We start from the raw sequence: 21,252 nt of genomic DNA, 5'->3' as shown, positions 1-21,252 counted from the left end.
CTTTATTGCCAATGAAAGGAGGGAGACAGCATGCACTGGCAGACACATACCGTTTTTAATCAACCTGCACCGCTATCGAACAGCAACCTTTTTCTCTCTGATTGCGCCCTGCGCGATGCGGTAGCGCGCGAAGGGGCTGAGTGGGATGTGGATCTTCTTGCCAGCATCGGACAGCAGTTGGGTACGGCGGAGTCACTGGAGCTGGGCAGGCTGGCGAACGTTAATCCGCCGGAGCTGCTGCGTTATGACGCCACGGGAGCGAGGCTGGATGACGTCCGCTTTCATCCGGCATGGCATCTTCTGATGCAGGGGCTTTGCGCCAACCGGGTGCACAACCTGGCGTGGGAGGAGGAGGCGCGGAAAGGATCGTTCGTCGCCCGGGCCGCGCGTTTTGTGCTTCATGCACAGGTGGAGGCGGGAACGCTATGCCCGGTGACCATGACCTTCGCCGCCACGCCGCTGTTGCTACAGTCGCTGCCCAAACCGTTTCACGACTGGTTAACGCCGCTGATGAGCGATCGCTACGATCCCCATCTCGCACCGGGGGCGCAAAAGCGCGGCCTGCTGATCGGCATGGGGATGACGGAAAAGCAGGGCGGTTCGGACGTACTCAGTAATACCACCAAAGCAGAGAAATTCAGTGATGGCAGTTACCGGCTGGTGGGGCACAAATGGTTTTTCTCCGTGCCGCAGAGCGATGCGCATCTGGTGCTGGCGCAGGCGAAGGGCGGGCTTTCCTGCTTTTTTGTTCCGCGTTTTTTACCCGACGGGCAACGTAATGCCGTGCGCCTTGAGCGTCTGAAGGACAAGCTCGGTAACCGTTCAAATGCCAGCAGTGAGGCTGAGTTCCTTGATGCTTACGGCTGGCTGCTGGGCGAAGAGGGTGAAGGTGTCCGGCAAATTCTGAAGATGGGCGGGCTGACGCGCTTTGACTGTGCGCTTGGCAGCCACGGATTGATGCGCCGTGCGCTCTCGGTGGCGCTTTATCATGCCCATCAGCGGCAGACCTTCGGCAAAAATCTGATCGACCAGCCGTTAATGCGCGACGTGCTAAGCCGTATGGCGCTGGTGCTGGAGGGACACACGGCACTGCTGTTCCGACTCGCCCGGGCGTGGGACAACCGCACCGACCCGCAGGAGGCCGCATGGGCGCGGCTTTTCACTCCGGCGGCAAAATACAGCGTCTGCAAAGCGGGCATACCGTTTGTGGCAGAGGCAATGGAGGTGCTGGGCGGTGCAGGCTATTGCGAAGAGAGTGAACTTCCGCGGTTGTACCGTGAAATGCCCGTCAACAGCATCTGGGAAGGCTCTGGCAATATTATGTGCCTGGATGTACTGCGCGTGCTGGCGAAGCAGTCGGGCATTCTCGACCTGCTCGCCGATGATTTCGTGCAGGTCAAAGGTCAGGACAGGCACTTCGATCGCAGCTGGCGGCAGCTACAGCAGAAGCTGCGTAAACCGCAGGAAGCGCAGGGCAGGGAGATCGCGCGGCAGCTCTTTTTACTCGGGGCCGGAAGCCAGATGCTGCGGCACGCATCGCCGCCCGTGGCGCAGGCGTGGTGCCGCATGATGCTGGATACCCGAGGCGGCACGCTGATGAGCGAACAGGTGCAAACCGACCTGCTGCTGCGCGCCACGGGCCGGGTCGGTTAAGCCTTCAGCTGGAACAGGCTCACCAGCCGGGTGAGATGTGAACCCTTCTCGCGCAGCGTCTGTGCCGTCTGCTCGCTGCGCGAGATGCGATCGGCATTGATGTGCGATGCCTCACCGATGTGCGTCATCGCCAGATTCACCTGACCAATCCCCGCAGACTGCTCGCGGGAGGCGTGGTTGATCTCGGTGACAAGCTGGCTGATGTTATCGATATGAACAATGATGGCATCCATCGCCAGACGCGTCTGCTCAGACAGCGCATGGCCTTCGCTCACCTTGTTCAGCGTGTCGCCAATCAGCTGTTCAATCTCTTTTACCGCGTTGGCGCTGCGTGCGGCCAGGGCGCGTACCTCTTGCGCCACCACTGCGAAACCTTTCCCGTGCTCGCCCGCCCGCGCCGCTTCAACCGCCGCATTGAGCGCCAGGATATTGGTCTGGAAAGCGATGGACTCAATCACGCGGGTGATGTCTTCAATGCGTTTCGATGCATCACGAATATCATCCATGGTGGAGACTGCGTGGGTCACCGTTTCTCCACCCTGATGCACCGCGCGCGAGGTTTCACCTACCAGCTGCTGAGTTTGCTCCATGTTGGCGGCATTTTGCTGCACGGTGGCGGCTAATTGCTCCATGCTGGCGGAGGTCTCCTCAACGCTGCTGGCCTGTTTGTTGATCTGTTCAGAAATCTCACCGGTATCTGAAGCCAGCGCGTTAGTCCCCAGATGGATTTCGCTTGCGGCCTCGCGGACCTGCAACACAATTTTTTGCAGGCCGCCCCCGATCCCGTTGATGGCATCAATCAGCTGGCCGACCTCATCCTGGCGGGTTACCGGCAGGCTGGCGCGCAGATCGCCTGCGGCATACTGCCGGGCAAGCGCGATCACTGCGCGCAGTGGGCGGGTTAGCATCCGGCGAATGAGGATAACGAACAGGCCCGCGAAGAGCACGGATAGCACCACGCCCGCGATCAGGAAGCGATCGCGCAGCGTGGTGACGCTTGAAAGCAGTACGGCTTTATCCACTTCACCCACGATGGTCCAGTTCCAGCCCGGCAGCGGCGTGTAGGCAACTTTGAGCGTACGGCCATCTGCGCTCACGCGCTCCAGCGTGCCGGCTTTCTCACTCAGAAGCTGCTGCTGTGTCGCCGTGTCCCAGTTGGGCAGTTTGCCCTCATCGCTGGCATGGAACAGATACTGTCCGCGCGTTTTGCCGCTGCTGCGATCCAGTACAAAGAAGTGGCCGCTCTCGCCCAGACGACGGTTAAGGATTTTCTCGCGCATGACGTTCCACGAATGGGTGATGTCCACACCGACAAAGATAATCCCGATAACCTGGCCTTCCGCATTTTTAACAGGCTGGTACTGCGTGATATAGCGCTTGCCGAACAGCAGCGCGAGGCCACGATAGACCTTCCCTTTGGTGACAGCCGCAAATGCCGGGCTGGTGGTATCAAGAACGGTTCCGATGGCGCGGTCGCCATTCTCTTTGCGCAGCGACGTGGCCACGCGGATAAAATCGTTACCGCTGCGGACAAACAGCGTCGAGATGGCGCCCGTTCGGCTCAGGAAGTCATCAGAAAGCGTATTGTTTTCATGCAACTCCGTTTCGCCGCCTTTCAGCAGAGGAACGGTAAGCCCGTTTATGGTCCGGCTCTGGCTGCTGTCGCTGTTCAGCGGCTGTGGCAAAAAGGTGGTGAACAGACGGGTATAGCTTTCAACCTCTTCGCTCAGGCTGGTGTTGAACATCTCTACCATATCCACCATGCCGGTGGACTGGTTATGCAGGTCTTCAACCGCAAGATCTTCAAGCTGCTGGCTGGCGTTGTGGCTCAACAGAAAAGTGAACAGCAAAAAAAGCGTGGCGACACTTGCACCTGTTAGCAGCGATAGCTTCGTGCCCAGACCTGCCCGGCGGAAAAAGGTGATCATAAATTGCTCATTATTGAAAAGTGATGGCTGTTCAACGGCAGAGCGAAGAGAACGTTTATCTGTTTAATGTAACTGAATGTTACATGTTTGTTTTTATTAAGTTTCGGGAGAGGTAAAAAATTTGCAAAAGTGAAAAGCCACTAAAATTAAGTGGCTTTTATCGGAAGGGATTATGCATAAAGAATGGCCTGCACGCGCCAGTGATTAACATGGTTATCTTCCTGCATCTGGACGATGCGATACCAGGATGCGCCCTGTTCATCGGCCTTCAGGGCGACGACACGTTCAACGTCTTGCGGACTTCCCGTGATATTATTGACGGAGATCTGACCAATCTCGTTCAGGCCAGTGACGCAATCCGCGCTGGCAAATTCGGCCGACTGCGCCGTGGTGCTCAGCAGGCCCGCTGAAAGCAATAGCGTCGTTAAAGCAAGGGTTCGTTTCATCGTCAGCTCCTTTTCACGTGTCTCCGGTATCCGCCGGGCAATCCTTCGCGAATAAACTCATTTCCATTGTTGCTGGCATGGAGTTTATTGTGGACAGGAAAATGTCTACGGACGCAAAGCAGTGTAAAAGTCGTTCAAATGATGATGCTTACTTACGGTACAAAATTCCCTGGGCGTACCACTGTCCCGTAATAATGGTTTCATCAATCATCGTGATGACGTAATAATCTGCTTTTGCGGCAACTGCCTGTGCTTCAATTGCGTCTTCTGCATCATCCGGGGAACCACGAACCATCGCGGATACGGTACCCAGGCGTTGTAATCCTTCCGTCTGATTACGACGAATTTCCTGAGGATGATCGGTAACCGGCGGCGCCGGTTCTGGCGTACCCTGCAATATGGAACATCCGCTGAGCAGTGAGACCAGCAATAAAGCCGTAAGCCTGCGCATAAACCTGTCTCTTTTCCTGATAGCCATAGTGTAGTTGTCTGCGAATTTAGTTTTGGGGGAATGTTCCCGAAGTGTTATCTGGGACGTAGATTTCGAATGAAAATATCGTGAAACCGTAATCCAGCTCTCAACATTATGAATCATTCATCAGCACAGGATCGACAATGATTGAAATTGAAACTCGCCAGCTGAGTGGGCATGAAATCATCCATGCTTTTTCGGCTGGTAAAGGTGAACAGCCGCTGCCGACGGTAGTTTTCTATCATGGCTTTCTCTCCTCGAAGCTGGTCTACAGCTATTTTGCCGTCGCGCTGGCGCAGGCCGGTTTCCGGGTGGTCATGCCTGATGCGCCGAATCATGGGGCACGCTTTACGGGCGATGAGCAGGCGCGGCTGGGGCTGTTCTGGCAAACGCTGCACGGCAATCTGACCGAGTTCGCCGGGCTGCGTGACGCGCTCTTGCAGGCCGGGCTGGTGGAGGGGAAACGGCTGGCGGTCGCAGGCGCATCAATGGGCGGAATGACGGCGCTGGGGATCATGGCCAGGCATCCGGAGGTGACGTCCGTGGCTTGCCTGATGGGATCGGGCTACTTTACGTCACTGGCAAAGACGCTGTTCCCGCCGCAGGCCCCTCAGGAGATTGAGGCCCTGTTGTCTGAATGGGACGTCAGCCATGCGCTTTCGCAGCTGGCCGATCGTCCGCTGCTTCTGTGGCATGGGGACGCCGATGACGTCGTACCGCCCGGTGAAACGTTCCGCCTGCAACAGGCGCTACAGCGTGAAGGGCTGGACAGCAATCTGACCTGCCTGTGGGGAGCAGGTGTCCGGCACCGTATTACCCCGGCCGCGCTGGAGTCAACCGTGGAATTCTTCCGTCAGCACCTTTAAACGCGCAGCACTGTGACACCCTGATCCTCCAGCTTGCTGAGGATCTCGGGGTTGGCGTTTTTGCCGGTGATCACCATGCTGATTTGCTCGGCGCGGCTGAAAAGCATGCCGGCGCGTTCACCGACCTTGCTGCTGTCGACCAGCACCACCAGTTTGCCCACTACGTTAAGCATGTTCTGCTCTGCCATTGCGGTGAGCATATCGGTTTTATACAGGCCATCCGCCGTCAGACCTTTGCCGCTGGTAAACATCCAGTGCCCGGCGTAGAGGCTGTTTTCACTGTCCTGCGGGCTAAGGGTGATGGACTGGCTCTTGTTATACTGGCCGCCCATGATCACCACGCTTTCATGTTCCTGGTCAATGAGATAGTTGGCCAGCGGCAAATAGTTGGTGATGATCTGCACCGGCTTGCCGCACACCTCACGGCCCAGCAGAAACGCCGTCGAACCGCAGTTGATCACCACGCTTTCTCCAGGATTTACCAGCTGTGATGCCGCTCTGGCAATCCGCACCTTTTCATCGTGATTCTGCGCCTGGTGGATGTTCATCGGCGTCCAGCGTGGACGCTGCTGGCTGATGGCCTCTGCACCGTTGCGGACTTTTTTCAGCTTGCCGCTCTCATCCAGCTTGTTAATGTCCCGCCGCGCGGTAGCGGGGGAGATCCCTAAACGTTCGATCACTTTCTCGACGGTGATAAACCCTGTTTGCGCCAGGAGTTCCAGTAAAATTTGATGCCGTTGCGCTTCCGTCATGAGCTATTCCGATAAGAATTGATTTGAAAAGATGATATTTGAAATAGCGTGAAATTACTAAGATAAATATGACATCGCCAGACGCAAGGTCTGGCGATTGGGCCTCAGAATCAGAGGAAGGATTTGAACGGCAGATCGGGTTCAATCGTAAAGCAATCATCGAAACCACGCGGGTAGTGGTACTCAAGATTGTCTTTATCCAGCGGCCAGGTGAACTTGCCGCCAACCTGCCAGATGAACGGCTTGAAGCCATACTTGAGGCGGTCTTTTTTCATCTCCCACAGGACGCGGATCTCTTGCGGATCGGCCTGGAAGTTTGACCAGATATCGTGGTGGAACGGGATCACCACCTTGGTGTTCAGCGCTTCGGCCATACGCAGCATGTCTGCGCTGGTCATTTTGTCGGTGATCCCGCGCGGGTTTTCACCGTAAGAGCCAAGCGCCACGTCAATCTGATGCTCGTTACCGTGCTTCGCGTAATAGTTGGAGTAGTGGGAGTCACCGCTGTGATACAGGGAACCGCCAGGCGTTTTGAACAGGTAGTTCACCGCGCGCTCATCCATCCCGTCTGGCAGTACGCCTGCGGCTTTCTGGTCGGCAGGCAGGGTGATCAGCGCGGTACGGTCAAAGGCATCCAGCGCGTGAATTTCAATGTCTTTGATTTTCACTACGTCGCCCGGCTTCATCACGATGCAGCGCTCTTTTGGCACGCCCCAGCCAATCCACAAATCCACGCAGGTCTGCGGCCCAATAAACGGTACGTCGTCCGCGCAGTTTTGCATTACCGCTGCCGCCACGTTCACGTCGATATGATCGTTGTGATCGTGGGTAGAGAGTACGGCGTCGATCTGACGAATGGCAAAAGGATCCAGCACGAAAGGCGTGGTGCGCAGGTTCGGCTGGAGCTTTTCAACGCCGGCCATACGCTGCATCTGGTGGCCTTTTTTCATCAGTGGATTGCCGTGGCTCTGTTTGCCGGTGCCGCACCAGAAATCAACACAAATGTTGGCGCCGCCTTCTGATTTCAGCCAGATCCCGGTGCAGCCCAGCCACCACATCGCAAATGTGCCAGGAGCAACCTGTTCCTGCTCGATCTCTTCGTTCAGCCAGCTACCCCACTCCGGAAAGGTACTCAGAATCCATGATTCACGGGTGATGGTTTTCACTTTACTCATCGTTTGACTCCTGGTTTTAATCAAAAGTAATCACTATATGACTTGTTGTGATTAATGCTGGCACTGTTTTAATCGATTTGCAATGGCTGATTTGCGGAAAATTCCCCTCTCCATGTCACAGAAAAACAATTTTTACGTTGGTAAGATAACCGCTATCAATGATTAATTTACTGAATTGTAAGGGTTAATTTATTTATTCTCATCGGTAGTGAAAATCATTACTAACACCATGGAAATAAATTGCGTGATCCGTCACAAATAATCAAATGCAATCTTGTGATGATTATTTGTGATTAATAGAGTGATGGCACCAACCACACAGGGATTACCCCTCGTGTTCTCATTTTCTGGAGAGAGTTATGGAGATCCTCTACAACGTCTTTACCGTTTTCTTTAATCAGGTAATGACCAACGCCCCGCTGTTGCTGGGTATCGTGACGTGCCTGGGGTACATCCTGCTGCGCAAAAGCGTCAGCGTGATTATCAAAGGCACCATCAAAACCATCATTGGTTTTATGCTGTTGCAGGCGGGGTCTGGCATTCTGACCAGCACGTTTAAGCCGGTTGTTGCCAAAATGTCAGAGGTGTACGGCATTAACGGCGCCATCTCTGACACTTACGCGTCCATGATGGCCACCATCGATCGTATGGGGGATGCGTACAGCTGGGTTGGGTATGCGGTACTGCTCGCGCTGGCGCTGAACATCATTTACGTGCTCCTGCGCCGCATCACCGGTATTCGCACCATCATGCTCACCGGGCACATCATGTTCCAGCAGGCGGGGCTGATTGCGGTTTCTCTCTATATCTTCGGCTACCCAATGTGGACCACCGTCATCTGCACGGCAATACTGGTCTCGCTTTACTGGGGCATCACCTCCAACATGATGTATAAGCCAACGCAGGACGTTACGGACGGCTGCGGCTTCTCCATCGGTCACCAGCAGCAGTTCGCCTCCTGGATTGCTTACAAAGTTGCGCCGTACCTGGGCAAAAAAGAGGAGAGTGTTGAAGACCTCAAATTGCCTGGCTGGCTGAATATCTTCCACGACAACATCGTCTCCACGGCAATTGTGATGACCATCTTCTTCGGTGCCATCCTGCTCTCCTTTGGCATTGACGTGGTGCAGGCGATGGCGGGTAAAACCCACTGGACGGTCTATATCCTGCAAACCGGTTTCTCCTTCGCGGTGGCCATTTTCATCATCACCCAGGGCGTGCGTATGTTCGTCGCCGAACTGTCGGAAGCGTTTAACGGCATCTCCCAGCGCCTGATCCCTGGCGCGGTGCTGGCGATTGACTGTGCGGCTATCTATAGCTTTGCGCCAAACGCCGTCGTCTGGGGCTTTATGTGGGGCACCATCGGCCAGCTGATTGCAGTCGGCATCCTGGTGGGCTGTGGCTCCTCAATCCTGATTATTCCTGGCTTTATCCCGATGTTCTTCTCCAACGCCACTATCGGCGTGTTTGCTAACCACTTCGGCGGATGGCGCGCAGCGCTCAAGATCTGCCTGGTGATGGGCATGGTTGAAATCTTCGGGTGCGTGTGGGCGGTCAAGCTCACTGGCATGAGCGCCTGGATGGGCATGGCGGACTGGTCAATTCTGGCGCCGCCGATGATGCAGGGCTTTGCGTCCATCGGGCTGGTCTTTATGGCCGTCATCATCCTGATTGCCCTGGCTTATATGTTCTTCGCTGGCCGTTCGCTGCGGGCTGAAGAAGATGCAGAAAAACAAACAGCAGAAGTGTCTGCTCATTAAGGAGTTTCGATTATGACCGTACGTATCCTGGCTGTGTGTGGCAATGGGCAAGGTAGCTCCATGATCATGAAGATGAAAGTGGACCAGTTTTTAACCCAGTCAAACATTGACCACACGGTGAACAGCTGCGCAGTGGGTGAATACAAAAGTGAACTGAACGGCGCGGACATCATCATCGCCTCAACGCACATTGCCGGCGAGATTAGCGTGTCGGGCAACAAATACGTGGTAGGCGTACGCAACATGCTGTCGCCTGCGGATTTCGGGCCAAAGCTGCTGGAAGTGATCAAAGAATACTTCCCACAAGACGTGAAGTAAGGATGCCACATGAAACTACGTGATTCGCTGGCAGAGAATAACTCCATCCTTTTACAGGCCGAAGCCAGCACCTGGCAGGAAGCGGTGAAGCTGGGCGTGGACCTGCTGGTTAAGGCGGACGTTGTCGAGCCGCATTATTACCAGGCCATTCTGGATGGCGTGGCGCAGTTTGGACCCTATTTTGTGATTGCCCCGGGGCTGGCAATGCCGCATGGCCGTCCCGAAGAGGGCGTCAAGAAAACCGGTTTTGCGCTGGTGACGTTGAAAAAACCACTGGTGTTCAACCACGAAGATAACGACCCGGTCGATATTCTGATCACCATGGCGGCTGTCGATGCCAACACCCACCAGGAGGTGGGGATCATGCAGATCGTCAATCTGTTTGATGATGAAGCTAATTTTGACCGTTTACGCGCCTGTCGTACCGCGCAGGACGTGCTGGATTTAATTGATAACGCCACTGCGGCGGCCGTTTAAGAGGAATTGAAAATGTCATTACCAATGTTGCAGGTCGCGCTGGATAACCAGACTCTGTCTCACGCTTACGAAACCACCCGTCTGATTGCGGAAGAAGTGGACATCATCGAAGTCGGCACCATTCTGTGCGTGGGCGAAGGCGTTCGTGCGGTTCGTGACCTGAAGGCGCTCTATCCGCATAAAATCGTGCTGGCGGATGCCAAAATCGCCGACGCGGGCAAAATCCTCTCTCGCATGTGCTTTGAAGCCAACGCCGACTGGGTCACCGTGATCTGCTGTGCGGATATCAACACCGCGAAAGGCGCGCTGGACGTGGCGAAAGAGTTCAACGGCGACGTGCAGATTGAACTGACTGGTTTCTGGACCTGGGAGCAGGCGCAGGAGTGGCGCGAAGCGGGTATCCAGCAGGTGGTTTATCACCGTAGCCGTGATGCGCAGGCCGCAGGCGTGGCGTGGGGCGAAGCCGATATCAGCGCGATCAAACGTCTGGCCGATATGGGCTTCAAAGTGACCGTCACCGGTGGCCTGGCGCTGGAGGATCTGCCGCTGTTCCAGGGTATCCCGATTCACGTCTTTATTGCCGGTCGTAGCATTCGTGATGCTGCGTCTCCGGTGGAAGCGGCGCGTCAGTTCAAACGCTCAATCGCTCAGCTTTGGGGTTAAGGAGCGGGTATGTTGTCAAAACAGGTCCCGCTTGGCATCTATGAAAAGGCACTCCCTGCGGGGGAGTGCTGGCTGGAGCGGTTACAGCTGGCGAAGCAGCTGGGTTTCGATTTTGTCGAAATGTCTGTGGATGAGACGGACGAGCGTCTTTCTCGCCTGGACTGGCGCCGCGACCAGCGTCTGGCGCTGGTGAGCGCCATTGCCGAAACCGGCGTGCGCGTGCCATCCATGTGCCTGAGCGCTCATCGTCGTTTTCCGCTTGGCAGCGAAGATGATGCTGTACGCGCCGAAGGGCTGGAGATCATGCGTAAAGCCATTCGCTTTGCACAGGATGTCGGCATCCGCGTGATCCAACTGGCGGGTTACGATGTTTACTATCAGGAAGCCAACGATGAAACGCGCCGTCGTTTCCGGGAGGGCCTGAAAGAGAGCGTTGAGATGGCAAGCCGTGCGCAGGTGACGCTGGCGATGGAGATCATGGATTATCCGTTGATGAACTCCATCAGCAAGGCGCTGGGCTATGCGCACTATCTGAACAACCCATGGTTCCAGCTTTATCCGGATATCGGAAACCTGTCGGCATGGGATAACGATGTACAGATGGAGCTTCAGGCGGGCATCGGGCATATCGTGGCGGTGCACGTTAAAGATACCCGTCCTGGCGTGTTTAAAAACGTACCGTTCGGCACCGGGGTGGTGGATTTCGAACGGTGCTTCCAGACGCTCAAACAGACAGGTTATTGCGGGCCTTACCTGATTGAGATGTGGAGCGAAACCGCGGACGACCCGGCGGCAGAAGTGGCGAAAGCCCGGGACTGGGTGCGCGAGCGCATGGCGCGGGCAGGGCTGATGGAGGCGGAACATGCTTAAGCTGAAACAGCAGGTCTTTGAAGCCAATATGGATCTCCCGCGCTATGGACTGGTGACGTTTACCTGGGGCAACGTAAGCGCCATCGATCGCGAGCAGGGGCTAGTGGTGATTAAGCCGAGCGGCGTGGCCTATGACGCCATGAAAGCGGACGATATGGTGGTGGTTGACCTGGAAGGACACGTCGTTGAAGGCAAATGGCGCCCTTCTTCAGATACGGCAACCCACCTGGCGCTGTATCAGCGTTACCCGTCTCTGGGTGGCGTTGTGCATACCCATTCCACGCACGCCACCGCCTGGGCACAGGCCGGGCTGGCGATCCCTGCTTTGGGTACGACGCACGCAGATTACTTCTTCGGCGATATTCCCTGCACGCGAGCGTTAACGCAGGCTGAGGTCGAAGGCGAGTACGAACTTAACACCGGCAGGGTCATTATCGAAACGCTGGGTGAGACGGAACCACTGCATACGCCGGGTATTGTGGTGTACCAGCATGGTCCGTTCTCCTGGGGTAAAGATGCGCATGACGCCGTGCATAACGCGGTGGTGATGGAAGAGGTGGCCAGAATGGCGTGGATTGCGCGCGGCATTAACCCACAGCTTCAGGGCATTGATGATTACCTGATGAACAAGCATTTCATGCGTAAGCACGGCCCGAATGCTTATTACGGGCAGAAGTGAATAAGTGCTCTGGAATACCGAAACAGTTGTAACCGGTGGTATTCCGGAGCCATTCATAAAAAAAGCCCCCGGGCAGGGGGCAAATTATATATGGCTTTGATTTTCGTTGGCTTTCCTGGTGCTAGCGATGTAGCGTTACTGGTAAATATCTGCACTGGCGTGCATATTACCGTTGCTGCCGGGCTCACGTGTCAGCATGACGTGATAGTATTTTGCGCCCTGCGCATCGGTTTCTTCATTAAGCGCCTGATCTGCTTCACTTTCAGTGGCGAAGTTATGATTGATGTAAATAACGCCTAAGCTCTGCACATCATCCATGTTTCTGGCCTGTTGGCTGTCTATTCTGATGGCTGCCATCGCGTTTGCACTGAGCAAAAGCGCAGCCAAAATGGCGATTGCGATTCTTTTCATGATATGCGCTCCACGACTGCGTGCTGTGATACGGGGTAATGTTCTCCTTCTCTGTTCAGTGTCTCTGATTAAAGTGTAATCGCTACCCGGGTTGCGATGGGTGACCATTTCTGATGGTGTTGTTCAAAAAAACAGCGCTTCTGATGAGTGCGATTTTAAATCACCCACTTAGAACAGCTTTACCCTTTGTGCGAATTATTTGTGCAATCAGCTTGAGTTTCCTGGGGGGCGCAAGTATTATGACGCGTCAATTTTTCAGCCGACCTTTAACACGTTCCTTGCCTCCCCGGGCCTCGGCTGACCCAGACAGGAGGCTGAATAATCCGTAAGGAGCAATTCGATGCGTCATTACGAAATCGTTTTTATGGTCCACCCTGACCAGAGCGAACAGGTTCCGGGCATGATCGAGCGTTACTCTGCTGCCATCACTGGTGCAGAAGGCACGATCCACCGTCTGGAAGACTGGGGCCGCCGTCAGCTGGCTTACCCGATCAACAAACTGCACAAAGCACACTACGTTCTGATGAACGTTGAAGCTCCGCAGGAAGTGATCGATGAGCTGGAAACTACCTTCCGCTTCAACGATGCCGTTATCCGCAGCATGGTTATGCGTACCAAACACGCAGTGACCGAAGCATCTCCGATGGTTAAAGCGAAAGACGAGCGCCGTGAGCGTCGCGATGATTTCGCAAACGAAACCGCAGATGATTCTGATGCTGGGGATTCTGAAGAGTAATTTCTGATGACCAACCGTCTGGTGTTGTCCGGCACCGTGTGCAGGACCCCCCTTCGAAAGGTCAGCCCATCAGGAATTCCGCATTGCCAGTTCGTGCTTGAGCATCGTTCTGTGCAAGAGGAAGCCGGGTTTCACCGGCAGGCGTGGTGCCAAATGCCCGTGATTATTAGCGGACACGAAAACCAGGCCATTACTCACAGTTTAACGGTCGGTAGTGCAGTAATCGTTCAGGGGTTCATTTCTTGCCACAAGGCAAAGAACGGCCTGAGCAAAATGGTTCTGCATGCCGAGCAGATTGATTTGATAGATTCTGGAGACTAGCCATATGGCACGTTATTTCCGTCGTCGCAAGTTCTGCCGTTTCACCGCGGAAGGCGTTCAAGAGATCGACTATAAAGATATCGCAACGCTGAAAAACTACATCACCGAAAGCGGTAAGATTGTCCCAAGCCGTATCACCGGTACTCGTGCAAAATATCAGCGTCAGCTGGCTCGCGCTATCAAACGCGCTCGCTACCTGTCTCTGCTGCCGTACACTGATCGTCATCAGTAATCGGGCACGGTCCATTAATACGACTTTAAGAGGATAAGGTAATGCAAGTTATTCTGCTTGATAAAGTAGCAAACCTGGGCAGCCTGGGTGATCAGGTAAACGTTAAAGCGGGTTACGCTCGTAACTTCCTGGTTCCACAGGGTAAAGCTGTTCCAGCTACTAAGAAAAACGTAGAGTTTTTCGAAGCACGTCGTGCTGAACTGGAAGCCAAACTGGCTGACGTTCTGGCGGCTGCTAACGCTCGCGCTGAAGCAATCAACGCACTGGGCACCGTTACTATCGCGTCTAAAGCTGGCGACGAAGGTAAACTGTTCGGTTCCATCGGTACCCGCGATATCGCTGATGCAGTTACTGCGGCAGGCGTTAAAGTGGCTAAGAGCGAAGTTCGTATGCCGAACGGCGTTCTGCGTACCACTGGTGAGCACGAAGTTGACTTCCAGGTTCACAGCGAAGTGTTCGCTAAACTGGTTGTTAACGTAGTAGCTGAGTAATTTTTTACTCTGCTCGCGTCGAAGCGCCGGCCTTGTGCCGGCGTTTTGCTTTTTAGCGTGACCCTGCGTCATCTTTTGCTCTTGTAAGGTCGCTATTCCTGACGCATTCTCTGATAATAAATTGAAACGCAATTTTATTTATGAGATTTGTCATGGATACTGCTCTGCCCACGCCCGTCTTTGCCCGTCGCAATGTGGCCTATGCCTGCGCCACGCTCTGCTGTCTGCTTTGGGGAAGCTCGTACCCGGCCATTAAAAGTGGCTACGAACTCTTTCAGATCGCGACCGATGATATCCCCTCCAAAGTCGTCTTTGCCGGATACCGTTTTCTGTTTGCCGGCGCGTTGCTGCTGCTTTTTGCCCTGGCCCAGCGAAAGCCGATTGGCAGGCTCACGCCCACGCAGTTTGGCCAGCTCACGATCCTCGGACTGACGCAGACCTCCCTCCAGTACACCTTCTTTTATATCGGCCTGGCCTACACGACCGGGGTGAACGGCTCCATCATGAATGCCACCGGGACCTTCTTCAGCGTGCTGCTGGCGCACTTTATCTACCACAACGACAAACTCAGCTATAACAAAACGCTGGGATGTGTTCTGGGCTTTGCCGGGGTGATGCTGGTGAACTTCCACAGCGGGTTAAGTGAGTTCCAGTTTGTCTGGAAAGGTGACGGATTTGTGGTGCTGGCCGCCTTTATTCTCTCTGCGGCCACGCTTTACGGTAAACGCATTTCCCAGACCGTTGACCCGACGGTGATGACTGGCTGGCAGCTGGGGATAGGCGGGGCGGCACTGGTTGCGGGAGGCTATGCCACGGGCGGGACGCTGGAGGTGCACAGCATGAAAGCCGTCGCCGTGCTGGGGTATCTGACGCTGCTCTCATCCGTGGCGTTCGCCCTGTGGAGCGCGCTGCTGAAAGTAAACCGCGTGAGTATGATTGCCCCGTTCAACTTTGTCATACCTGTAGCAGGGACGGTGCTCTCCGCCATCTTCCTCGGCGAAAACATTCTGGACATCAAATACGCGATTGCGCTGGTGCTGGTCTGCTCGGGGATCGGGTGGGTGAATAAACGGCGTGCCTGAGAACAAAAGTGCCGGGTGGCGGCATCGCCTTACCCGGCCTGGGCCATTAACGTGCTCTGATGAAACTGCCGTCCGGCTGGCGGGTAAACAGTACCTGCTGCCCGTTTCCGGTATCGATCGTTAACCCGGTCACCACCCCGCTGGCATTCTGGCGGATCTGCACCATCTGACCATTTTGCAGGTTGCTGAGCGGTTTGCCTGCCCCCTCGACTTGCGCCATGGCATACACATCCGTTGCTGGCAGATTGTGGTCGCGGAACAGCTGGGCAAGAGTTTTCCCAGGCTCTACGCGATACGAACGCCACTGCTGCTCAATGCCGGTGGGCTGTTGCGCCTGTGGCTCTGAAGGGGCGGCGGCCTGCTCCTGATCTTCCTGAACCGGTTCAGGTTCAACCGGCGCAACCTGGCCCGGATCGTTAGTCGGTGTGACCAGCTGCGTCTGCATCGGCTGTGAATCAGGCTGCGGCTGGCTTTGCGACTGGATATCCAGCTCAGCATTCCGGCTGACCGGCGCGGTATCAACGTTGTCACTGCCGGAAGGAAGCAGGAAGCCGATGACGATCAGCAACGCGCCGATAATAATGCCTCTGCGGTGCAAAGGCGGCAGCGGGTCCATGATGCGAAAGTTATCCGGCGCATGCCAGATTTTCGCCAGGGTAGGTTTCAGTTCAAATCGCCCGGGCATGGCTCTCCTCCTGCTCCGCGTCTTTTTATCCTGTCCTGAGAAGTGTAGTTTGCTAACTGCCTGATGGGCGTAACAAAGCCAGCTTTCGTGACATATATTAGGGAAAATCCTGACGGCTACTATTGTTTCCGTTTCGTCGCAGTTTGTCACCTTTACTTAAGACAAAGTTTTACCCATAAGGGCATGGCTGATATGCTGCCCGCTACTTTAAATGTGATGGAAGGAAAACCCATGACCACCCCGACTTTTGACACTATCGAAGCGCAGGCAAGCTACGGCATCGGCTTGCAGGTAGGACAGCAGCTGAGCGAATCCGGCCTGGAAGGTCTGTTACCGGAAGCGCTGGTGGCGGGTATCGCTGACGCGCTGGAAGGCAAGCAGCCCGCTGTGCCGGTTGACGTTGTGCACCGTGCGCTGCGTGAAATCCACGAACGTGCTGACGCCGTACGTCGCGCGCGTTTCGAAGAGATGGCGGCAGAAGGCGTGAAATATCTGGAAGAGAACCGTGAGCGTGAAGGCGTGAACAGCACCGAGTCCGGCTTGCAGTTCCGCGTAATCAATCAGGGTGATGGCGCAATCCCGGCGCGTACCGACCACGTTCGCGTACACTACACCGGTAAGCTGATCGACGGTACCGTGTTCGACAGCTCCGTCGCGCGTGGCGAACCGGCTGAGTTCCCGGTCAACGGCGTTATCGCAGGCTGGATCGAAGCCCTGACCCTGATGCCAGTAGGTTCCAAATGGGAACTCACTATCCCGCACAACCTGGCTTACGGCGAGCGTGGCGCTGGCGCGTCCATTCCGCCATTCAGCACCCTGGTGTTTGAAGTCGAGCTGCTGGAAATCCTGTAATCGGTTTTTCTTATTTTCCTCTCTCCGATCGGGGAGAGGAAAATAGCGATAAAACCCGGAGTTACGACGAAATCAACATTTTGTATTGCAAACGAAACTGTTACGTGTATTTTTGTGAGCTGTTTCGCGCTGTATGAGTGATATGACACTCACTTTCAACATATTATTAACATAATATTCAAATCATAGTATTCATCCCGCCGATTCTTACCTACTATCGATTAGTCCTTACACAGGGTCCGTCATTTATTTGGCGTATATAAAGGCCAGAAGAGCCTTAACAACACAGACAGGCATAAACAGGAAAATATCACATGGTAGATCAGGTCAAAGTCGCCGCCGCAGAAGAGGCGACGTCTGAACAGTCGCTACGGCGAAATCTCACGAACCGTCACATTCAGCTTATTGCCATTGGTGGAGCCATCGGCACCGGGCTGTTTATGGGCTCGGGCAAAACCATCAGTCTTGCCGGCCCGTCGATCATCTTCGTTTATATGATCATTGGTTTTATGCTCTTTTTCGTGATGCGTGCAATGGGTGAATTGCTGCTGTCGAATCTCGAATACAAATCCTTCAGCGACTTCGCGTCAGACCTGCTCGGCCCGTGGGCGGGCTATTTTACCGGCTGGACCTACTGGTTCTGCTGGGTGGTTACCGGCATGGCGGATGTTGTCGCTATTACGGCCTACGCCCAATTCTGGTTCCCCGGCCTGTCGGACTGGGTGGCTTCGCTGGCGGTGATTGTTCTGCTGCTGAGCCTGAACCTCGCCACCGTTAAAATGTTCGGTGAGATGGAGTTCTGGTTCGCGATGATCAAAATCGTCGCCATCATCGCGCTGATTGTCGTCGGGCTGGTGATGGTGCTGACGCACTTCCAGTCGCCAACCGGCGTACAGGCCTCGTTTGCCCATCTGTGGAATGACGGCGGCTGGTTCCCGAAAGGGATCAGCGGCTTCTTTGCCGGCTTCCAGATAGCGGTGTTTGCGTTTGTCGGGATTGAGCTGGTCGGTACCACGGCGGCGGAAACCAAAGATCCGGAGAAATCCCTGCCGCGCGCGATCAACTCCATTCCGCTGCGTATCATCATGTTCTACGTGTTCGCGCTGATCGTCATTATGTCCGTGACGCCATGGAGCTCGGTGGTGCCAACCAAGAGCCCGTTCGTCGAGCTGTTCGTGCTGGTGGGGCTGCCTGCTGCCGCGAGCCTGATTAACTTCGTGGTGCTGACCTCTGCGGCCTCTTCCGCGAACAGCGGCGTCTTCTCCACCAGCCGTATGCTGTTCGGCCTGGCGCAGGAGGGCGTTGCTCCGAGCGCGTTTGCCAAACTGTCTAAACGCGCGGTACCGGCGAAAGGGCTGACCTTCTCCTGCATCTGTCTGCTGGGTGGTGTGGTGATGCTCTACGTCAACCCGAGCGTAATCGGCGCGTTCACCATGATCACCACGGTGTCGGCGATCCTGTTTATGTTCGTCTGGACCATCATCCTCTGCTCGTACCTGGTGTACCGCAAGCAGCGTCCACACCTGCACGAGAAGTCGATCTACAAGATGCCGCTGGGCAAGCTGATGTGCTGGGTGTGCATGGCGTTCTTTGTCTTCGTGCTGGTGCTGCTGACGCTGGAAGAAGATACCCGACAGGCGCTGATGGTCACGCCGCTGTGGTTTATCGCGCTGGGGCTGGGCTGGCTATTTATCGGTAAGAAACGTATGGCGGGCATGCGTTAAGCATGTTGCCGGGTGGCGCTGACGCTTACCCGGCCTAGGTTCGCGGATGTTGTAGGCCCGGTAAGCGCTAGCGCCACCGGGCTTTTTTATTTACCCGATAATGCACGCGGGAACAGAACGTTATTCTCAAGACTGATGTGTTCCATCAGATCGTCGATCATCTCGTTAATGCCGTTGTACATGGCTTTCCAGGTGGTGCACGCTTCTGGCGGCGGTGTGACGTTGTCGGTGGTGTGTTTGATCACTTCCAGCAGTTCGCCGGCGTCATCATGTTCGCTTTCCATCACGCTGATGGGCCCCATGGCCTGGCTGCCCATGCCCTGTTTGATCATCGGGAAGAGGATCTGCTCCTCTTTCATCATGTGGCTGGAAAGTTCTTCGTGCAGCATGGTCAGATATTTCGCCAGGCCGCGCGGTACGGAAGGTTTATCGGCATGAACGCGTTCAACTTTGGTCGCCTGTAAAATCAGCTCCGGCAGCTGCTCGCGGTGACGGTCGTGGTAACGCACAATGATATGGTCGATGATTTCAGCCAGCGGCGCGGTGCGCCAGTCTTTGTCGACGGGCTGTTCAGCCAGCTGAGCCAGCTCCGCTTCGATAGCCTCCACATCCAGCTCTTTACGCGACGCTGCGCGCGCCAGCGTTTGCTTACCACCGCAGCAGTAATCCATATCGTATTTACGGAACAGCGCAGAAGCGCGAGGGATGGAGAGCGCCAGCTCGCCTAAGGGTTGGTCGCGGAAGGCCATAGCAGTTACCTCATCATCAGAAATATAAGGTGCATTTTAAATGCATCTTTAGGTGGATACTATAACCCTTTAGAGGCAAGGGTGAAAATGAGAAGGGGATCACAAAAAAAGCGTGCTTTTAACTTGCTGATTGAATGCAGAAAAGGGCTTTCGAAAGTTTTTAAAGGTGGAGAAACAGTAAACAACCTGCCGAACGTGCCGATAGATACAGGTCAGACAATACCTGTATATAAAAAAGGCAACGCATGTTTAAACGTATAAAAGTCATTACTCTTTTGATTTCGGTGCTGCTTGTGCTCGGCATCATGCAGCTGATCTCCGCCGGCATTTTCATTAACGCACTCAATAACGATAAAGAGAACTTCACCGTTTCTCAGCTTTCCAGCCAGAACGTCGCGGAGTTTACCGACGCCTGGATCAGCCTGAACCAGGCGCGCGTCACTCTCAACCGTGGTATGCTGCGCCTGCAAAGCAGCATGGCGTCGCAGATTAACGGCGGGCAGCTGAACGAGCTGGTCAATACCGCGAAAAACCTGCTGGCCGATGCCCAGACCCATTACGATAAATACTACGCGCTGCCGGAAACGCCGGGTATGGACGAGCACCTGGCCGATCGCCTGGAAGAGCAGTACCGCGTCTACTCCGCCACGCTGACGCAAATGAACGTTCTGCTGGGGCAGGGCAATCTGGAAGATATGTTCAAACAAAATGCCGAACAGAAGCAGACCGCGATGCAAAAGGTTTATCGCGAGTGGCGTGAGGCGCAGGCCGCGCTGACCGCCAAAGGTATCCAGGACAATGAAAGCGACTACAAACGCATTCTGTGGATCCTTTCTGCGGTGATGCTGCTGGTGATCGCGGTGATTATTTCCAGCTGGATTGCGATGCGCCGTGTGCTGCTGCTGCCGCTGGAAGAGGTGATCAACCATATCCGCGCCATTGCCGCAGGGGATTTAACCCAGCCGATTCAGGCTGAGGGTAAAAATGAAATGGCGATCCTGGCGCGCAACGTTCAGGAGATGCAGACTGCGCTGGCCAACACGGTGGGCGTGGTGCGTGAAGGCGCAGATACCATCTACACCGGCGCGGGTGAAATCTCGGCGGGCAGCAACGATCTCTCCTCTCGTACCGAGCAACAGGCCGCTTCTCTGGAAGAGACGGCAGCCAGCATGGAACAGTTAACCGCCACCGTGAAGCAAAACGCCGATAACGCGCGTCAGGCGTCGCGTCTGGCGCTGGACGCCTCCTCCACCGCGAAGAAGGGCGGTAACGTGGTCGAGGGCGTTGTGCGCACCATGGACGAAATCGCCACCAGTTCCAGCAAAATCGCGCAAATTACTAACGTGATCGACGGCATTGCTTTCCAGACCAATATTCTGGCGCTGAACGCGGCGGTAGAAGCGGCGCGCGCGGGCGAGCAGGGACGTGGCTTCGCGGTTGTCGCGGGCGAGGTGCGTACCCTTGCCCAGCGCAGCGCACAGGCGGCGAAAGAGATCAAAGCGCTGATCGATGATTCCGGCGAACGCGTCAACGCGGGTTCTCAGCTGGTAAATGAAGCGGGCGCGACGATGGCGGAGATCGTCAATGCGGTTACGCGCGTGACGGACATCATGGGTGAGATTGCGTCGGCCTCCGACGAACAGAGCCGCGGTATCGACCAGGTGGGTCAGGCGGTGGCGGAGATGGATCGCGTCACCCAGCAGAACGCCTCGCTGGTGGAAGAGTCTGCGGCGGCAGCGGCGGCGCTGGAAGATCAGGCTGCACGCCTGAACGACGCGGTGGCGGTGTTTAAGATCACCCGTAACCAGGCGGTGAAAGCCGCGCCGGTAAAGACCTATGCACCTAAAGCGCAGCCCGTCGCGGCGGCGTCTGAAGCGAACTGGGAAACGTTCTGATACTGTGCCGGGTGG

Annotated in this window: 24 protein-coding genes; 16 read left to right on the top strand and 8 right to left on the bottom strand. The window is 55.4% G+C overall.

Annotation, left to right across the window (positions count from 1 at the left end):
• Positions 1-30 precede the first annotated feature (30 nt).
• Positions 31-1,653: an isovaleryl-CoA dehydrogenase gene (locus tag ACOTY5_RS15335; RefSeq protein WP_039271960.1), complete on the top strand. Its 1,623-nt coding sequence runs from the start codon at positions 31-33 to the stop codon at positions 1,651-1,653.
• Here ACOTY5_RS15335 and ACOTY5_RS15330 read toward each other — a convergent pair.
• The 3 genes from ACOTY5_RS15330 to bsmA form a co-directional block, all read right to left on the bottom strand.
• Positions 1,650-3,581 (bottom strand): methyl-accepting chemotaxis protein, encoded by a 1,932-nt coding sequence (locus ACOTY5_RS15330; RefSeq protein ID WP_045141834.1) that lies wholly within the window; start codon positions 3,579-3,581, stop codon positions 1,650-1,652. The two genes, ACOTY5_RS15335 and ACOTY5_RS15330, sit on opposite strands and share 4 nt — an antisense overlap.
• Positions 3,582-3,751: 170 nt before the next feature.
• Positions 3,752-4,027 (bottom strand): DUF1471 family protease activator YjfN, encoded by a 276-nt coding sequence (yjfN, locus tag ACOTY5_RS15325; protein ID WP_017694671.1) that lies wholly within the window; start codon positions 4,025-4,027, stop codon positions 3,752-3,754.
• A gap of 148 nt (positions 4,028-4,175) precedes the next feature.
• Positions 4,176-4,505 carry a biofilm peroxide resistance protein BsmA gene (gene bsmA, locus ACOTY5_RS15320; protein WP_017383949.1) on the bottom strand — a complete coding sequence of 110 codons (330 nt, stop codon included), beginning with the start codon at positions 4,503-4,505 and terminating at the stop codon, positions 4,176-4,178.
• Positions 4,506-4,642: 137 nt separating this feature from the next.
• Between bsmA and yjfP the strand changes: the two genes are divergently transcribed.
• Entirely contained in the window at positions 4,643-5,365 is a 723-nt protein-coding gene (yjfP, locus tag ACOTY5_RS15315; RefSeq protein WP_023302960.1) for an esterase, read from the top strand.
• On the opposite strand, the gene ulaR is transcribed toward yjfP, so the two are convergent.
• On the bottom strand, positions 5,362-6,117 hold the full coding sequence (gene ulaR / locus ACOTY5_RS15310) for an HTH-type transcriptional regulator UlaR (protein WP_045141835.1): 756 nt from the start codon (positions 6,115-6,117) through the stop codon (positions 5,362-5,364). The genes yjfP and ulaR overlap by 4 nt on opposite strands.
• Positions 6,118-6,227: 110 nt before the next feature.
• Positions 6,228-7,292: an L-ascorbate 6-phosphate lactonase gene (gene ulaG, locus ACOTY5_RS15305; RefSeq protein ID WP_006810379.1), complete on the bottom strand. Its 1,065-nt coding sequence runs from the start codon at positions 7,290-7,292 to the stop codon at positions 6,228-6,230.
• 359 nt (positions 7,293-7,651) lie between these two features.
• On the opposite strand from ulaG, the gene ulaA reads away from it, so the two are divergent.
• The 6 genes from ulaA to ACOTY5_RS15275 are packed head-to-tail and all read left to right on the top strand — an operon-like array spanning position 7,652 to position 12,059.
• Complete coding sequence (gene ulaA, locus ACOTY5_RS15300) at positions 7,652-9,052, top strand: PTS ascorbate transporter subunit IIC (protein ID WP_045141836.1); 1,401 nt, start codon at positions 7,652-7,654, stop codon at positions 9,050-9,052.
• Between the two features lie 12 nt (positions 9,053-9,064).
• Positions 9,065-9,370, top strand: a complete 306-nt coding sequence (gene ulaB, locus ACOTY5_RS15295; protein ID WP_045141837.1) for a PTS ascorbate transporter subunit IIB — start codon at positions 9,065-9,067, stop codon at positions 9,368-9,370.
• A 9-nt stretch (positions 9,371-9,379) separates the two neighbouring features.
• Positions 9,380-9,847: a PTS ascorbate transporter subunit IIA gene (ulaC, locus tag ACOTY5_RS15290; RefSeq protein ID WP_017694668.1), complete on the top strand. Its 468-nt coding sequence runs from the start codon at positions 9,380-9,382 to the stop codon at positions 9,845-9,847.
• A 12-nt stretch (positions 9,848-9,859) separates the two neighbouring features.
• Positions 9,860-10,510 carry a 3-keto-L-gulonate-6-phosphate decarboxylase UlaD gene (gene ulaD, locus ACOTY5_RS15285; protein ID WP_017694667.1) on the top strand — a complete coding sequence of 217 codons (651 nt, stop codon included), beginning with the start codon at positions 9,860-9,862 and terminating at the stop codon, positions 10,508-10,510.
• Positions 10,511-10,519: 9 nt separating this feature from the next.
• A complete protein-coding gene (locus ACOTY5_RS15280) occupies positions 10,520-11,380 on the top strand; it encodes an L-ribulose-5-phosphate 3-epimerase (protein WP_015572478.1) in 861 nt (286 codons plus the stop codon).
• Positions 11,373-12,059, top strand: coding sequence for an L-ribulose-5-phosphate 4-epimerase (locus ACOTY5_RS15275; RefSeq protein WP_017383945.1), 687 nt, complete (start codon positions 11,373-11,375; stop codon positions 12,057-12,059). Before ACOTY5_RS15280 ends, ACOTY5_RS15275 begins: the two co-directional genes overlap by 8 nt.
• A gap of 135 nt (positions 12,060-12,194) precedes the next feature.
• Here the strand turns inward: ACOTY5_RS15275 and yjfY are convergent, their stop codons facing one another.
• Positions 12,195-12,470, bottom strand: a complete 276-nt coding sequence (gene yjfY, locus ACOTY5_RS15270) for a DUF1471 family protein YjfY (protein ID WP_017383944.1) — start codon at positions 12,468-12,470, stop codon at positions 12,195-12,197.
• A gap of 340 nt (positions 12,471-12,810) precedes the next feature.
• Here yjfY and rpsF point away from each other — a divergent pair, with 340 nt between their 5' ends.
• The 5 genes from rpsF to ACOTY5_RS15245 all read left to right on the top strand — a co-directional run bounded on the left by rpsF (position 12,811) and on the right by ACOTY5_RS15245 (position 15,332).
• The gene (gene rpsF / locus ACOTY5_RS15265) at positions 12,811-13,206 is read left to right on the top strand and encodes a 30S ribosomal protein S6 (protein WP_003856034.1); all 396 of its coding nucleotides are present in this window, start codon (positions 12,811-12,813) and stop codon (positions 13,204-13,206) included.
• A gap of 6 nt (positions 13,207-13,212) precedes the next feature.
• Positions 13,213-13,527, top strand: a complete 315-nt coding sequence (priB, locus tag ACOTY5_RS15260) for a primosomal replication protein N (protein ID WP_003856035.1) — start codon at positions 13,213-13,215, stop codon at positions 13,525-13,527.
• A gap of 4 nt (positions 13,528-13,531) precedes the next feature.
• Positions 13,532-13,759 (top strand): 30S ribosomal protein S18, encoded by a 228-nt coding sequence (gene rpsR, locus ACOTY5_RS15255; RefSeq protein ID WP_000135199.1) that lies wholly within the window; start codon positions 13,532-13,534, stop codon positions 13,757-13,759.
• Between the two features lie 41 nt (positions 13,760-13,800).
• Positions 13,801-14,250 carry a 50S ribosomal protein L9 gene (rplI, locus tag ACOTY5_RS15250; protein WP_006810372.1) on the top strand — a complete coding sequence of 150 codons (450 nt, stop codon included), beginning with the start codon at positions 13,801-13,803 and terminating at the stop codon, positions 14,248-14,250.
• A 152-nt stretch (positions 14,251-14,402) separates the two neighbouring features.
• Positions 14,403-15,332 carry a DMT family transporter gene (locus tag ACOTY5_RS15245; RefSeq protein WP_045350204.1) on the top strand — a complete coding sequence of 310 codons (930 nt, stop codon included), beginning with the start codon at positions 14,403-14,405 and terminating at the stop codon, positions 15,330-15,332.
• A gap of 46 nt (positions 15,333-15,378) precedes the next feature.
• Here ACOTY5_RS15245 and ACOTY5_RS15240 read toward each other — a convergent pair whose 3' ends face one another.
• Positions 15,379-16,017 (bottom strand): OapA family protein, encoded by a 639-nt coding sequence (locus ACOTY5_RS15240; RefSeq protein WP_045141839.1) that lies wholly within the window; start codon positions 16,015-16,017, stop codon positions 15,379-15,381.
• Positions 16,018-16,248: 231 nt separating this feature from the next.
• Between ACOTY5_RS15240 and fklB the strand changes: the two genes are divergently transcribed.
• Both fklB and cycA read left to right on the top strand, forming a co-directional pair.
• Positions 16,249-16,869, top strand: coding sequence for an FKBP-type peptidyl-prolyl cis-trans isomerase (gene fklB / locus ACOTY5_RS15235; RefSeq protein WP_008502892.1), 621 nt, complete (start codon positions 16,249-16,251; stop codon positions 16,867-16,869).
• Positions 16,870-17,183: 314 nt separating this feature from the next.
• Entirely contained in the window at positions 17,184-18,593 is a 1,410-nt protein-coding gene (gene cycA, locus ACOTY5_RS15230; protein WP_015572483.1) for a D-serine/D-alanine/glycine transporter, read from the top strand.
• Positions 18,594-18,679: 86 nt separating this feature from the next.
• On the opposite strand, the gene ytfE is transcribed toward cycA, so the two are convergent.
• Positions 18,680-19,342 carry an iron-sulfur cluster repair protein YtfE gene (gene ytfE / locus ACOTY5_RS15225; RefSeq protein WP_017383941.1) on the bottom strand — a complete coding sequence of 221 codons (663 nt, stop codon included), beginning with the start codon at positions 19,340-19,342 and terminating at the stop codon, positions 18,680-18,682.
• Positions 19,343-19,587: 245 nt separating this feature from the next.
• Here ytfE and ACOTY5_RS15220 point away from each other — a divergent pair, with 245 nt between their 5' ends.
• A complete protein-coding gene (locus ACOTY5_RS15220) occupies positions 19,588-21,237 on the top strand; it encodes a methyl-accepting chemotaxis protein (RefSeq protein ID WP_003856047.1) in 1,650 nt (549 codons plus the stop codon).
• The last annotated feature ends 15 nt before the right edge of the window (positions 21,238-21,252 follow it).

The organism is Enterobacter cloacae complex sp. SHL018 (assembly GCF_049237905.1).
In the GTDB taxonomy this organism is placed as follows: domain Bacteria; phylum Pseudomonadota; class Gammaproteobacteria; order Enterobacterales; family Enterobacteriaceae; genus Enterobacter; species Enterobacter hormaechei_C.
This window is presented reverse-complemented; position numbering and strand designations above follow the sequence as displayed.